Annotated in this window: 14 protein-coding genes; 3 read left to right on the top strand and 11 right to left on the bottom strand. The window is 40.4% G+C overall.

Features of this window, described 5'->3' with window-relative positions:
- The 6 genes from QK890_RS18075 to dnaB all read right to left on the bottom strand — a co-directional run.
- A partial coding sequence (locus tag QK890_RS18075) for a sugar nucleotidyltransferase (protein ID WP_367627494.1) occupies positions 1 to 493 on the bottom strand: 493 nt, incomplete at its 3' end.
- A gap of 23 nt (positions 494 to 516) precedes the next feature.
- Positions 517 to 987, bottom strand: coding sequence for a UpxZ family transcription anti-terminator antagonist (locus tag QK890_RS18070; RefSeq protein ID WP_217737564.1), 471 nt, complete (start codon positions 985 to 987; stop codon positions 517 to 519).
- A gap of 35 nt (positions 988 to 1022) precedes the next feature.
- Positions 1023 to 1541: a capsular polysaccharide transcription antiterminator UpeY gene (gene upeY, locus QK890_RS18065; protein WP_005778177.1), complete on the bottom strand. Its 519-nt coding sequence runs from the start codon at positions 1539 to 1541 to the stop codon at positions 1023 to 1025.
- Positions 1542 to 2682: 1141 nt separating this feature from the next.
- Entirely contained in the window at positions 2683 to 5532 is a 2850-nt protein-coding gene (locus QK890_RS18060) for a bifunctional fucokinase/fucose-1-phosphate guanylyltransferase (protein ID WP_250704748.1), read from the bottom strand.
- 4 nt (positions 5533 to 5536) lie between these two features.
- The gene (locus QK890_RS18055) at positions 5537 to 5866 is read right to left on the bottom strand and encodes an L-rhamnose mutarotase (protein ID WP_005778184.1); all 330 of its coding nucleotides are present in this window, start codon (positions 5864 to 5866) and stop codon (positions 5537 to 5539) included.
- A gap of 30 nt (positions 5867 to 5896) precedes the next feature.
- On the bottom strand, positions 5897 to 7444 hold the full coding sequence (dnaB, locus tag QK890_RS18050; RefSeq protein ID WP_032530667.1) for a replicative DNA helicase: 1548 nt from the start codon (positions 7442 to 7444) through the stop codon (positions 5897 to 5899).
- 180 nt (positions 7445 to 7624) lie between these two features.
- Here dnaB and ispE point away from each other — a divergent pair, with 180 nt between their 5' ends.
- From ispE to QK890_RS18035, 3 genes are all read left to right on the top strand, one after another.
- Entirely contained in the window at positions 7625 to 8449 is an 825-nt protein-coding gene (gene ispE / locus QK890_RS18045) for a 4-(cytidine 5'-diphospho)-2-C-methyl-D-erythritol kinase (protein WP_032530668.1), read from the top strand.
- A 22-nt stretch (positions 8450 to 8471) separates the two neighbouring features.
- Positions 8472 to 9716, top strand: coding sequence for a DUF4934 domain-containing protein (locus tag QK890_RS18040; RefSeq protein ID WP_367627493.1), 1245 nt, complete (start codon positions 8472 to 8474; stop codon positions 9714 to 9716).
- A 135-nt stretch (positions 9717 to 9851) separates the two neighbouring features.
- Positions 9852 to 11111, top strand: coding sequence for a DUF4934 domain-containing protein (locus tag QK890_RS18035; protein WP_250704750.1), 1260 nt, complete (start codon positions 9852 to 9854; stop codon positions 11109 to 11111).
- Between the two features lie 306 nt (positions 11112 to 11417).
- Here QK890_RS18035 and galE read toward each other — a convergent pair whose 3' ends face one another.
- The 5 genes from galE to QK890_RS18010 form a co-directional block, all read right to left on the bottom strand.
- Positions 11418 to 12452 carry a UDP-glucose 4-epimerase GalE gene (gene galE, locus QK890_RS18030; protein WP_005778195.1) on the bottom strand — a complete coding sequence of 345 codons (1035 nt, stop codon included), beginning with the start codon at positions 12450 to 12452 and terminating at the stop codon, positions 11418 to 11420.
- A 203-nt stretch (positions 12453 to 12655) separates the two neighbouring features.
- Positions 12656 to 13228, bottom strand: a complete 573-nt coding sequence (gene rsxA, locus QK890_RS18025; protein WP_005778198.1) for an electron transport complex subunit RsxA — start codon at positions 13226 to 13228, stop codon at positions 12656 to 12658.
- 11 nt (positions 13229 to 13239) lie between these two features.
- Positions 13240 to 13827, bottom strand: a complete 588-nt coding sequence (gene rsxE, locus QK890_RS18020; protein ID WP_005778200.1) for an RnfABCDGE type electron transport complex subunit E — start codon at positions 13825 to 13827, stop codon at positions 13240 to 13242.
- A 17-nt stretch (positions 13828 to 13844) separates the two neighbouring features.
- On the bottom strand, positions 13845 to 14519 hold the full coding sequence (locus QK890_RS18015; protein WP_005806529.1) for an RnfABCDGE type electron transport complex subunit G: 675 nt from the start codon (positions 14517 to 14519) through the stop codon (positions 13845 to 13847).
- A complete protein-coding gene (locus QK890_RS18010) occupies positions 14516 to 15508 on the bottom strand; it encodes an RnfABCDGE type electron transport complex subunit D (RefSeq protein WP_044300232.1) in 993 nt (330 codons plus the stop codon). The genes QK890_RS18015 and QK890_RS18010 overlap by 4 nt, the downstream gene beginning before the upstream one ends.

Genomic DNA, 15508 nt, shown 5'->3' with positions numbered 1-15508 from the left:
CAGGTTTCTCCTCAAGGCTGAGGACATTCCCATCCCTATCAAATTCAGCTACCCCATAGCGTTCCGGATCTTCAACCCAATAGCCAAAAACCGTAGCCTTATTTTGTAATTCTGCGGATGCTACAGCTTCCTTCAACATCTTAGTAAAAAAGCTACCATAAAAGATATTATCGCCAAGAACCAGACATACAGAATCACCGCCTATAAACTTCTCACCAATGATAAATGCCTGTGCCAAACCGTCGGGAGAAGGTTGTTCGGCGTACTCAAAACGTACTCCAAAATCAGAACCATCGCTCAGCAAACGCTGAAAACTTGGTAAATCATAAGGAGTAGAGATGATGAGTATTTCACGTATCCCCGCCAACATAAGTACTGAGATAGGATAATAAATCATCGGTTTATCAAAAATTGGAAGTAACTGTTTACTTACTCCTTTAGTGATCGGATATAAACGAGTGCCGGAACCACCAGCCAAAACAATACCTTTCATGATAATAGATTACAGATCAAATATTAATCAATAGAACTATTTGGATACTGATTTTCCTCTATCATCTTCAGCATATCTACAGCCTCCTGTTCATCTATCGATAAAGTTTTATTATCCCAATAATCTATAATTGCATGAGCTTCCTTTGCCAACTCTTCCTCAAAAACTTCTCCATAACAATATGTCAAAAGCTGACACTTGAGCAAAGAAGACGGGAGAGACTCTAACACAAGCAAGGAACGATCCAGAATAACCTGTTTCTTAGACTCCTTGTCGCCATAATCATAGATTGTTGCATTGTAGCCCATCAAGAGAGCCAGGCAAAGTCGTGCTTCTTCTTCCGGATTCTCTCCTTTCAAAGCAAACAAAGCATCAGATTTTTGAAGCACTTCAGTGTTTAATTGACGGAAACTGTCGGTATAGATAGGAGAACCGTCAGCGCCCAAATACAATAATTCGTGAGCCACATGTTGCAGCTCATGAATCTGGGTCATAAGAGTATTCATTTTATATGATAAAATATTACTGATTACGGTGCGAGAATGCGAAGGTAGCTTTTAGGAACCTTGACACTGGCAGATAAAACGCCACGAATACGGATAGTGACATAAGTACGATTAGAAAGACTGGCCAGTTCACCTTCAACTCCACAAAAATCTCCCTTGATAACTTGTACTTTGGTGCCAACTGCGAAACAATCATCGTTGAGGATAACAGCAGCAGGGTCGAGATTCATGACAAACATAAAATCTTTCATCTGCTTATCGGGAACAATAAGCATACTCTTAGTGTCAAAATCACGCATATAGAAAAGACGAACCCCGTATTCGTTGGCAATAGCACAAGCAAACTCTTTGGTAGCATGTACAAAAATAAGATTACGAATGACAGGAACTTCTACACGACGCCGGCGATATTTCAATTGACGAATGACAAATTGGGTCGGCAAAAAGTACTCGACACCTATTTTCTCTAATGCGTCACGAGTAGTAAGCTCCTGATCCTTACGGGTACGGGCAGCGAACCAATATTCTTGTTGTTGAGACATTTAGAAGGATATATTCCTGAGTGATTTACTTAAGTCCGGGTATGCTTCGCAGTTGGGTGAGACTCTTTTTCTCAGCCAAACTGCAAGATTTTTTATGACTTATTTTAGGTGGAAACGAACGGATTCGATCAATTGATGTTTCAAAAGACGTTCGTCTTTTGAAACATCAATTATGGAGATAAAAGACCACATGCAAAATAAGTAAAAAGCTGTTTTTATTACCAGATTATTATCTGATAATCAGCACATAAAGAAGTATATTTACTTTTTCATCTAAAAATATTTTGTACATCAAAATTTAGTTTATACCTTTGTGCTATTAAACGAACGTCTTTTGAAACACATTCACTACTGAATATCAGTTAATTACCAAAGAATTTACTCTTTTTGTTCTTTTTACGTTTACCACATAATATACTGATAATAAACAAATTATCCAACAAAATAAAATCTTCATTATTCTATCTATAAAGGTTTAGAAACTATATACTCCCAAAAGCATTCTGTCACATTGTATTTTGAGTAACTTCAGGAATCCCTTATTTACGGACCACTGACTTAGTTGTTATAAAAAACACCAGGATTCCATTTTCACCAATATCATATCTCCACCAAATAAATCAGATCACCAGTCACAAGTTCAATAAACATGCACTAATTTCAATCAGTAAGCAACGGCAAAGGCATCCTATACCTCCAAAATAACATTCAGGAATGATTCATATTGACCTATGTTACAGAAAAGAATTCTATAGTTTTTGTTCAATAAATGAAACCGTTAGGCAAAAAGTAGGAGAATTTTCAATAAAAATGAATTTCGTAACTATACGAAGTTAACTTCGTATTTTCTTATAACTAACTTCTTCTTCACAAGAAGTTAATGATTTGCAAAGACGAAGTTAACATCGTATGAAGAGTACACGTATGAAGAAACGAATTAAAGGCAAGTTAATGCTCCATCACTTGCTATTTCATCACTTTCTCAAGACAACAGAGTTTTTAAAACAAGAAAAAAGCAGACTTAAAGATATCAGAATCTCTATTTTACTATCAGAATAACAGAAGAGGCAAACTTAATGAGGAATAGAAAAGGAAGTCGACAAGAGATAAAGTATTTACCTCCCGTCGACTAATAATGATTTTATGATCGTGATACTTGGAATCCCTTATCCGACAGCGTCATTTCAACGAAGCGTGCACGAGGATTCGGAGCGTTTTCTGTCAGTATCTTACGAATACGAACAGCAGCTTGCGGATCTTTCGCTACCATATATAGGTACCCGCCACCACCGGCTCCTGGCAATTTATATCCCAAAGTATAATCTTTTATCAGATCGATAATTGCCTCCACAGCCGGAGGATTCGTTCCGCTATCCAATGCTTTGTTTTGTTCCCAGGTTTTTCCTACCAAACGGCCAAACTCAACAAAACTTCCACGCTGTATAGCTTCATTCATATCCAATGCATGTGCCTTCATTTCCGAGAGCAAATTGAGATGCAACGATGAATTGAGGAACATGGAACTGACTATTTCTGCCAAGATTCCTTTTGCCGTACGAGTTATGCCGGTATAATAAAGCAAGTGACAGTCTTTATATTCAGGATGCGTAAATAAATGATCGGGCAGCCACCGCACCAATGGGCTTTGAGCAAAGCCCGCCTCGGTCTGAAGAAGCTTCACACCCTGCAACACACCTCCATACTGATCCTGCCATCCACCACCGGTAGTCAACAATTGTTCAAGAACAAGGGTGCGTTGACAAATCTCATTCTTATCCCAGGCTAAACCACAGAAATCGTTAATGGCACCAAGTACGGTAGAAGCTAAAATAGAACTTGTACCCAAGCCGGAACCTGCCGGAATAGCCGCCAATAAAGTCACTTCAATACCTGCACCGAAATCTTTAAGCTGGTCCTCCAATGAAGCATAAGATACAGCAGAAAACGCAGGTGCAAAGCCTGCCAACGATAGAGCGGCTTTCGGTATAGAGAATGGTGAACCGATCTTCTTATAATCCTGCAATTCATCAAACGTAGATACTATTTCCATGGCACTCATATCGATAGAACGCAGGACGATATGGAAGTCTTTGCACGGCTTCACATAAACCTGTAAGGGAGGTTGTCCGTTCAACTCAATGGCCAGATTCACAACGTTTCCTCCCGAATAAAGTGAATAAGGAGGAGTGTCGGTCCACCCTCCTGCCATATCGATACGTACAGGACTGCGTCCCCAAACAATCTGATCGGAATATACATCCAGTTTTGGTTCACTCTTGCGGTTGCTGATCTCGCCCAACAATCCATCGCGCAGCAGATCAAAAGCAGCCTGTTCTTCCGGACGATAGTCTTTCCCGTCTAATTTCAAAATACGCGCACGCAACATCCGGTTATGGATTCGTGACATCTGCAGAGCATCCTCAGGCAATAACTCAGGCATATCCAAACCAAGACGTACAAAATCTTCGGCCGCATCGGCCAGATCGAGCTGATAAAAAACACTTTTTTCATGATTAACGGCCAATGCTTTCCAGTTTCCTTTCCGAAACTCTTCACGCTGTGCATACAAACGTTTCAGATTGGCACCTGCCGAAATCTCATCTGCAGAGAAACGTTCGGAACGTAACCAAATGCTCTTTCCCTCTTCCAACTCAGGTTCGGACAGCATCCACCTCAACACCAATCCCAATTCTTCAGCAGAGTTAACCAAAGGAAATATAGAAGCAGCCTGCAAGTCGTCCGTACGTCCTTTCAAATCTGTATATGAAAGACCACGTTTCGCCATCCATTCACCAAAAGGAATACCCGTCAGGGTTGTTTTAGAATCTCTCAAATCTCCTTTGAAAACATCGTCCAGACCGTATGGACGGGCAACAAAGCCCTTATCTCCCATCGGAACCACATCTACACACACTCCGGCAGGAACAGTCAATGTCCAGTCATTTTCCGGTACACCGGTTATGATATGTCGTGAAGCTATCTTCCACTGAGCCCCTATATGGCTGTTTTCAATCCATAAATCAGCATTCTCTGCACAGAGAGGTATCTGCACTACAGCATTTTGGACAAACATAGCCGGATTGGGTTTTACTTTACGATGCATGATACGACGCTGATCGTACACTTTATTCTGCACAGAAAGAGTGGAAGAAATCAGTTCTTTACTGGTACCATAATGATAAAACTCTCCCCCGGGCAAAGGTAAAATAGCAACCGACAAAGTATTCACCTCTTCATCTTCAATGCACGGGTGTGCGCCAAGAGCCAATCCAAAATCGGAATAAAGATCGTAATATCTCAGTTCCTCAGAATTCTCTTTATAGGAACGCTTCATCAACACCTCCACAGCACGGTCACTCAAAAGCCAGATGCCAATATCCATCAGAAAAAGATGAGTCTTTGACAATGACTCCAGTTCATCCAAAGAAGGTTTTTGGAGCATGAAGTCAAGTTTTTCAGGATGTTTCCGGTCGGAAGCAAATACACCATGATGAGTGGCCAATGAAGGATCAACCCATAGTCCATAGCAAACTACATCTGCATCCGGAATGGTTTGTAAAGGCTTCTCCGAACGAATATATACATCACCGCTCGCAATCAATGTATGCAGATTTTCCGGAGCTAAAGACATGATCTTTTCATACAGAGGCAATTGTAAGGAAAGCAAGTTCTGCCCAAGGTGTTGGCCCCTCTCCCATCGGAACACAGGAACCGGTGTCAGTATCTTGCCCGATGGTGCGTAACCGGGCAGACGACGGCTTTGTCCGCCTGCATGCAACAGAATTCTTTTCTCTTTTCCCAGCCACCCGGAAAAAGAGGTCCCGTCAGCAAATTCGTTATAACATTCTTTCAGTAACCAAGCTGTTCCACCTCCGGAACCAAGTTTTTTGCCTACCGGATCGGAAGTACAAAACCAATCGGTACGGTTTACCCGCTCTAATTCATGAAAGGACTGAACCAGATTAGGAGGCAAAGATAGTAGTTTTTGCATATCGTCAGAGTTTAAATATACGTTCCATCATTTTCCATTTCTCGTGTGATGCTTGTCCTGGTAACGAACGCTGGAAACGGGACATATAAGCTTCCCATTCAGCCTGCCGAGGCAGTTTAGCCAGACGTTCGTTATCTTTTATCCAATCGAATTCATCTACCGTATCGACAATCATAAAGAGAGTATGTTCGTGGATATAAATCTGCATATCGAGTATCCCGACTTCACGGATACCTGCTTTAATTTCCGGCCACACATGCTGATGTTCTGCAACATAAGCACGAATCAATTCCGAATCGTCGTACAATTCGAGTGTTTGGCAATATCTTTTCATGGTATTATAAATTAAATAAATATCTTATTTCTAAAAAGGCAAAGGTCCGTCATTGCTTCCTCCGAACGGATTACCTCCCTGAGGGGCAAATTCAGCTGGAGGCGGAGGTACACTCCCGGTATTATTCATGCGCGACCCCAACATAGCTCCTGCATCAGGCAATGGAATCACCATATCGTCATCCGGATTCTGGAAACGGGTATATTCACCTTTGAATCGCAACAGAACATCGCCAACTGCACCATTACGATGTTTAGCGATAATAATTTCGGCCATTCCACGGAGATCGTTTCCTTTATCATCCTGAAATATCTTGTAATATTCGGGACGGTGAATGAAGCACACCATATCGGCATCCTGCTCAATGGCACCGGATTCACGAAGGTCACTCAACTGAGGACGCTTTCCTTCAAGTCCTTCACGACTCTCGACACCACGGTTCAACTGTGACAGAGCAATAATCGGGATATTCAACTCCTTGGCAAGTCCCTTCAATGAACGTGAAATGGTACTGACCTCTTCCTGGCGGCTGCCGAATGCCATACCGCTGGCGTTCATCAACTGCAAGTAGTCAATGATGATAATTCTCACTCCATGCTCACGTACCAACCGACGCGCCTTGGTACGAAGTTCAAATACGGAAAGTGAAGGTGTATCGTCCACATAAAGCGGTGCATCCAGCAAATCCTTTAGTTTATAATCGAGCTGTTGCCATTCATAAGCTGCCAATTGTCCGCTCTTGATTTTTTCACTCGGAATTTCACAAACGTTCGAGATCAGACGATTGACCAACTGAACGTTACTCATTTCAAGAGAAAACAAGGCTACCGGATTCCTAAAATTCACGGCAATATTCTTAGCCATTGAAAGTACAAAAGCCGTTTTACCCATGGCCGGACGGGCTGCAATAATTATCAAGTCGGATTTCTGCCATCCGGAAGTCATCTTATCCAGTTTGGTATATCCACTCTCCAATCCGCTCAGACCATCGGTACGTGCGGCGGCTTTCTGAATCTGTTCGTAAGCTTCCGCTATGATCGGATTGATCTGCGTATAGTCTTTCTTCATGTTCCGCTGCGAAATCTCAAAGAGTTTTCCTTCAGCTTCTTGCATAAGATCATCTACATCAAGAGTCTCGTCAAACGCCTTACTCTGAATATTACTTGTAAAAGTTATAAGTTCTCTTGCCAGATATTTTTGTGCTATGATACGAGCATGATATTCAATGTGAGCAGAAGATGCCACTTTACTGCTCAATTGAGTAATATAAAATGGTCCTCCGACTTCTTCCAACTCGCCACGCTTACTGAGTTGCTCTTTTACTGTCAGAATATCTACCGGTTTTTGATTAACGGCAAGGTCGGTAATAGCAGCATAAATCAACTGATGCCGATGTTCATAAAACGATTCCGGACGGAGAATCTCACTCACCAGCGAATAAGCATCTTTTTCAATCATCAAGGCCCCGAGCACAGCTTCTTCCAGTTCCGGCGCTTGCGGCTGGATACGCCCATAATCATTTACGGGTTGAACCTTGGACTTAGTGGTACTACGGGTATTTCTTCTTTGTTCGGCCATCTGTATTTTTATTGAAATATAGAAAATGAATAGTGGATTAAGTTGTATACATCCACAAAATGTAGGCAAAGATAATTCTCTATTATCAATTTTCCATTATCAAATCTGAATTATTTATTTAACTTTGCGTCCATTAGATAGCATTAATCATTAACCACGAATCATTAATAGTCCAAAGACATGATTACATTTCCGAATGCCAAAATAAACCTGGGGCTGAACATTACTGAAAAACGTCCGGACGGATACCATAACCTGGAAACAGTGTTCTATCCTGTACCTCTGGAAGATGCTCTGGAAATTACAATATTGAATGACTCTAAACAGAAATTTGCTTTGCATCAATCCGGTCTTGAAATCAGTGGAGAACCCGAAAACAATCTGGTAGTAAAAGCTTATCTTTTACTTGATCGGGAATTTCAATTACCCCCGATAGATATATACTTGTACAAACACATTCCTTCGGGTGCCGGATTAGGAGGTGGCTCTGCAGATGCTGCTTTCATGCTGAAGCTGCTAAATGAAAAATTTCACCTGCATCTGACAGACGAGAAGCTGGAAGAATATGCTGCCATGTTAGGAGCAGACTGCGCTTTTTTTATAAAAAACAAACCAACTTTCGCAGAAGGTATCGGAAATGTCTTTTCCCCTGTCGATTTATCACTGAAAGGGTATCAGTTAGTACTTGTAAAACCCGATATCTTTGTCTCGACGCGGGAAGCTTTTTCATTCATTAGGCCCCGCCATCCCGAACATTCATTAAAAGAAATCATCAAACGTCCGGTAAACGAATGGAAAGACAACATGCTGAATGATTTTGAAGAAAGTGTCTTCCCACAGTACCCTGTAATCGAAGATATCAAAAAAGAACTTTACCGCAAAGGAGCCGTATATGCTGCCATGTCTGGTTCCGGTTCATCTGTCTTCGGTTTATTCAACCCTGAAGAAGAAATAGCAGATTTAGATTTCGGCCAGGCATTCTGTTTTCAAACGAAATTGAAATAGCCCCATCATAAATTATAATACAATGAAAAACTACTTATTGGCATACGGATGTGCTATGCTTTTATTAGCCTCTTGTACCTCTCCATTAAGAGAAACGAAAGCGCCCAGACAGATAGATATTGTTGGAAAAATTAAAAATCCAACGGAACTTAAAGCCTCCGATTTTCTAAAGGAAATCAATTATATAGCATTAGAAACCACAGACAGTTGTCTGATCAATAACAATCCGGATATACAAGTTTATAAAAACAACATTATCGTTAGCACAAACAAGCAATGCTTAGTCTTCGATAAAACCAACGGCAAATTCATACGTTCTATCGGACATGTAGGTAACGATCCGGGAGGATATAGTGAAGCGACTTTCTGGATCGATGATGTGGCAGAAGAACTATATTTTGTCGGGTGGAACGGTAGTTTAATGCGCTACGATCTGAAAGGTAATTATTTAGGCGAAGTTAAGGTTTCCAAAAGCTTAGGCCCAAGAAATCCTGCTTGCTTTGTTTTCACAGATTCATTAATCATCAGTTACCAATCCGACCTTTTCCCAATAAAAGGAACGGAAAAGAAGCCCCCTTTTCTCCTCCTTGACAAAAAGGGGGAAATATTAGACAGTATCCCATCTCTACTGCCAGTTATACCCGTAGCCATAAATACAATACGAATAAACATATTAAAGAATGAAAAAGCACGAGAGTTCTACGGCAACATGGGGATCTATGGCATGATAATAGCATACTTTAACAGTGATGAGGTCATTGAATCTCCACGGATGCTTTCTACATTATGGAAACATGATGGAAAAGTACGTTTTAAAGAAGCTTATCTGGACACAATCTACACCTTATCCGGAAATAAGTCACATCCTTATCTGGTTTTCAATACAGGAAAATATCATTATCCGGTAGAAGAAAGATACCAGAAAAAGAAAAATGATGAAAGAATTAAAATCGATCATGTGATGGAAAGTGCTTCAATCATCATATTCCAGTTCAGGCAGAGAGATGAGGTATACACCGGCATATACAATAAAAACACTCAAACGACTCAAGTGAGCAAAGGACAGAGTTTTATGAACGATATTGATAACTTCATGCCTCTGAATCCCCGTAGATGTAATGCTGATAATGAATATGTAGATCTTATTCAGGCAAGTAGTGTTTTAGAATGGATGGAAGAGCATCCGGAAATTAAACCAAATGGCAAGTTTGCTTTTGCAAAAGAGATCAACGAGGAATCTAATCCGGTAGTCATCTTTATGAAATAGATTTTTCAAGAATCAAAAAACTAAATATTTTGGTTATTTAACTACAACAAATAGTTTAATCACTAAAATATTTAGTTTATTTGTCCTTCATAACGAACAACAGGTATTTTATAACCTAAAATAAATGATAAAAACATGAAGAGACAAATTGTACCATGTGGCATTTTCGCCCTATTATTATTGCCTTCTTGCAATAGAACACAGCAAACCTCGGAAATCAATCAGATAGATATTGCCGAAGGAATAGAAAAACTGGCAGAGCTCAAAGTATCTGATCTTGGAAAAACAATCCAATACATCCCTTTAGAAACAACAGACTCTTGTTTAATCGGAGATTTTCCGGAAGTTAAACTTTTGGATGATAAGATTATGATCCATAATGGGAAACAATGTTTGTTGTTTGATAAGCAAACCGGAAAGTTTATTTGCTCCGTAGGACATAGAGGAGATGATCCGGAGGCTTATAATAGTACTAATGGATATCTGAATCCACAAAACCAGTTGTTATATTTTAACCGTGAACCTAATCAACTGGTAAAATATGACCAAAAAGGTGAATTTGCGGGAATCATCACCATTCCCACTCCGGAAACCTCAACCGGCAGTATTCAAATAAATCGTCCCGGACTCAACGGATTTATATTTTGTGATTCTATTATCGTAGGACATTATGTAGGTGGTTTGGGGCAGAAATGTCCCAGTTCGGTATTATACTTTTCTGAAAAAGGCAATTTCATAGATACAATCCCTAATATTATACCTGAATTAGGTACCGGACAGGTAGACGATATTAGCAGTATTTCCGTACGCAAAGGATTCGGACTGTTAGGTGGTATCATCCACATACAATACAGTAATGGAAAGCAGAGCATTTGTGTGCCTAATCATACGGCACTTTGGAAAAATAATAATGAAATCCGTTTCAAGGAATTGTTTACTGACACCATTTATACATTGAAAGATTATCAATTGGAAAAACACATGATATTCAATACCGGCAAATATCATTGGCCGGCAGAAGAACGAACACTTTCGGAAAACAATAGTGACCGTATCCTGGTCAGCTATGCAATAGAGAATAACAAATTACTCTATTTCCAATTTATCAGAGGACTATACACAGAAAAGCCTGTTTTATACAATGGAATTTATGATAAAAAGACGAAGGTAACCCATATAGCTTTAGCTGATAATAAATTCATCGATGACTTAACTCAGCTTATGCCTTTCAACCCTACTTTCTTTAATGAAAAAGGAGAATATGCCTCTTTAGTCCAGGCAGACGACATTCTTAGCTGGCTGGAGGAACATCCTGAAATAAAAATAGAGAAAGAACTAAGTGTCTTAAAAGAATTGAATGAAGAATCGAATCCGGTAGTAGTATTGGTAAAGTGATTTAAAAGTGTAATCACATTTTGTTCTCAGACAATAATCTGACAAAGCGGAAGAAGATAAATCAAATAAAGTTCATAATAAAAAAACAGTACCACGACTCACGTCGTAGTACTGTCACAACACAAACACAAAATAAAACACGACAAAACTACTATGCAATCTTACCTGTCTATGCCGGGGAGGCATAAGTACCAATTATGGATATTCACATACACATAAACAGCATCAGGCCGATTTGCATCCTATAAACAAATGTATAAAAACATTTGTTCATTTCTTATATGTTAATTAAAACAATATTCTAATTTATTGGATACCTCTTTCACGAAGTTTCAACTGCCAAGCCCATGCAGAGCGCAGTGTATCTTCAAGAGTTTCCTGTGCCTTCCATCCTAATTCATTGTTTGCATAATCAGGATTAGCCCACACTTTTTCTATATCACCGGCACGGCGCCCTACAATCTGATAGTTCAGTTTTACGCCTGTAGCTTTCTCAAATCCGTTGATCAGTTCAAGAACCGAAACTCCACGACCTGTACCGATATTGAAAGTCTCAACTTTATCTTTTTGTTTCTTTTCAAGAATACGTGCGATAGCAATCACATGTGCTTTGGCAAGATCTACAACATTAATAAAATCACGGATACATGAACCATCGGGTGTATCATAATCATCACCAAACACGCTCAGTTTTTCACGAATTCCGATAGCTGTCTGGGTTAAATAGGGAACAAGATTTTGTGGTACGCCATTAGGAAGTTCTCCCAATAATGCTGTTGGATGAGCACCGATCGGATTAAAGTAGCGCAACAAAATAGCATTTATCGGAGCACCTGAAGTTACAGTATCCCTGACAATCTCTTCGTTAATCTGTTTTGTATTTCCATAGGGAGAAGTAGCTTTCTTAATCGGAGCATTCTCTGTTACAGGTAATTCATCCGGTTCACCATATACAGTACATGAAGAAGAAAATACAATACCTTCTACACCATGTTTTGGCATCAGCTCAAGCAGATTGATTAAAGAAACCAGATTATTGCGGTAGTACAGCAATGGTTTTTCTACAGATTCACCTACTGCCTTGCTGGCTGCAAAGTGAATAATTGCCTTAATACCTTTATATTTATTGAACACGGCATCCAAACCGTTAAAATCCAAACAGTCCAGTTTCTCAAAAACAGGACGAATACCTGATACTTTCTCGATGTTATCTACTACATCAGCATTTGAATTAGATAAGTTATCAATGATGATTACTTCGTATCCACTGTTTTGCAGCTCTACTACAGTATGAGAGCCGATATATCCGGTTCCGCCTGTTACTAAAATTCTTTCTTTCATAACGTGTATAATGGTTAGTTTTTTCGGTTTTCTTGTAAAGTGTTTGCAAATGTAACAAAATAAATTTAGATAAATGCACAAAAAACGAATATTATTTCATGATGGAAATGTGCATTAAGACAAAATAACAGAAAAAGCGACGGAAGAACTACCTTAACGATAGCCTGTCCGCCGCTCATCCTTCAGTTGTTTGTCGTCAGGATTTATACCACTCCGGAGAATCCCATAAATGCCATAGCCAGCAATCCGGCTGTAATTAAAGCAATCGGAGTTCCCTTCATACCTTCGGGAATTTTCACAAGGCTCATTTGCTCACGGAGTCCGGCAAAAAGCACCAAGGCCAAACCAAAACCGATAGCAGTAGAGAATGCATAGACAACTCCCGTCAATAAATCATAATCTTTCTGGATAACAAGAATAGCCACACCCAAAATACAACAGTTTGTCGTAATTAAGGGAAGGAATACGCCCAGTGCCTGATAAAGTGCAGGGGAAACCTTTTTTAGAATAATTTCCACCATCTGGACCAGTGCCGCAATGACCAAAATAAACGTAATAGTCTGCAAGTACTGCAATCCGAAAGCATCGAGCACAAACTTCTGGATCAGGAACGTTACGATTGTGGCAATGGTAAGCACAAAAGCCACCGCTGCACTCATACCCAACGCTGTATCCACTTTCTTGGAAACACCCAGAAACGGACAGATTCCCAGAAATTGCGACAACACAATGTTATTAACAAAGATTGCCGAGATAAATATCAATATATATTCCATAATCGTTTATTTTAATTTGCTTTCTTAAGGCTGTTAATCAGCGCAATCAGATATCCTAATGCAATAAACGCACCCGGAGCAAGAACAAAGACAAGCATACCATATTCTTCGGGGATGATTGACAAGTTGAATATCTTACCTGTACCCAGAAACTCGCGGACAGCTCCCAACAATGTAAGAGCAATCGTAAAGCCCAGTCCCATACCAATTCCGTCGAACATGGACGAAAGAGCATTATTCTTAGCTGCAAATGCTTCTGCACGTCCCAATACAATACAGTTCACAACAATCAACGGAATAAAAAGCCCTAATGTAGCATACAATCCAGGGACATAAGCCTGCATCACCATCTGAAGCAAAGTCACAAAAGACGCGATTACCACAATGAATGATGGAATGCGTACCATGTCCGGAATCAAGTTCTTTATCAACGAGATCACCACATTAGAGCAAATCAAAACAAACATAGTGGCAAGTCCCATGCCCATACCGTTAATGGCCGAAGAAGTCGTACCCAATGTAGGACACATACCAAGCAGGAGCACAAATGTCGGATTCTCTTTAACAATCCCATTCATCAATACTTTAAAGTTGTTCATATCTTTATACTCCTTTCTTATTTAATAACAACTGAATCGACAATCGCAGTTTCAGACTCCTGTACCGGAGCGGCTTTCTGAGAAGCACCGGTTGTCCCGTTAGTATCGCCATTGCCTTTATAAGCACCATACGCAGCGTTCACGGCATTCAAGAAAGCGCGTGAAGTGATTGTAGAAGCGGTAATAGCATCTACCTGTCCACCATCCTTACTTACCGTTAACGGTTGCTCACCCGGATTCATTCCTTTAATACTACCTTTATTGCCTTCCTTAAACCAATCGGCCGCTTTTGAACCAAGCCCGGGAGTCTCGGCATGTGACAACAATGAATAGTTATAGATTTTGCCTTCGGCATCAAAACCAACCAGTACTTTCAGTTCTCCGCCAAATCCCATCGATTTAGCTTCAACCGCCGTCCCGACCCATTGATCTCCGTTTTTAGCCGGATAAATAATAAAGTCAACAATCTTCTTACCGTCTTTCTCACTAAACATAGTATCACACTCTGCAACCGGATTATTCGTGAATTCGGGTAAGACTTCTTTTAAAGCCTCATTCAGTGTTTTTGCATTTGCTTCTGCAATAGGCCCTTTGGTCAACTCATTCACATAAGCCAGCAGAGCTACCGAAATAGCTGTTACTCCCGTGAGTACCAGCAACATATTTTTCAATGATGATTCTAACTTTTTCATTTCTTCTTCGCTACCTCCCCAAAGCGTTTTGGTTTACAATATGTATTGATTAGCGGAGTGAATGCATTCATAATCAGAATAGCAAATGACATACCTTCCGGATATGCACCGAATAAACGGATAACAACTGTCAGTAAACCGATGCAAACACCATAAATCAGCATACCTTTTTTACTCATCGGAGAAGTCACATAATCAGTCGCCATAAAAATGGCACCCAGCATCAGACCTCCCGAAAGCAACTGGATTACCGGAGAAGCATAAGCTTCCGGATTGGCCAGGTACATAATGCCTGAGAATACAAATACAGTGGCCAGAATAGATACCGGAATATGCCATGTAATGATTCTCTTCCATAACATATAGAGGAGTCCCAAAATCAAAGCGGCTGCACTCACCTCGCCCAAACATCCGCCATTATTGCCAATGAACAAATTCCAGGCATCAGGAAGTTGGCTAAAAGCTGAGGCATCACCATGAACGGCTTGTTTCATCAAGGCTAACGGAGTAGCAGCGGTAGTAGCATCAGTATAGGCAGTCAACTGACCAACCACCGGCCACGAAGTCATTTGCACAGGGAATGATAACAACAGAAACACACGTCCTGCCAATGCCGGGTTAAACGGATTATTTCCCAATCCGCCAAATGACATCTTACCGACACCAATAGCGAATAAAGCACCTAAAATAATGATCCAAATAGGCAGGTTCGACGGAAGATTGAATGCCAGCAACACCCCCGTGATGATAGCAGACCCATCACAAATAGTAGTGGTTTCTTTCTTCAGCAAGAACTTACCGATTGCCCATTCAAAAAACAGACAGGCTATCACAGAAGTCGCTGTGACAATCAACGCACCCAGTCCGAAATATATGAGCGAAACGATGAAGGCAGGAATCAGTGCGATCAACACACCGTACATGTTTTTCTGTACACTGTCTCCACCATGAACGTGAGGCGATAATGATACGATTAATTTATTTTCCAT

It is taken from the genome of Bacteroides sp. NGMCC 1.200775, from assembly GCF_040798045.1.
Taxonomy (GTDB): domain Bacteria; phylum Bacteroidota; class Bacteroidia; order Bacteroidales; family Bacteroidaceae; genus Bacteroides; species Bacteroides hominis.
Note: the sequence above shows the minus strand (reverse complement) of the source record. Positions and strands in the feature narration are given on the sequence as shown.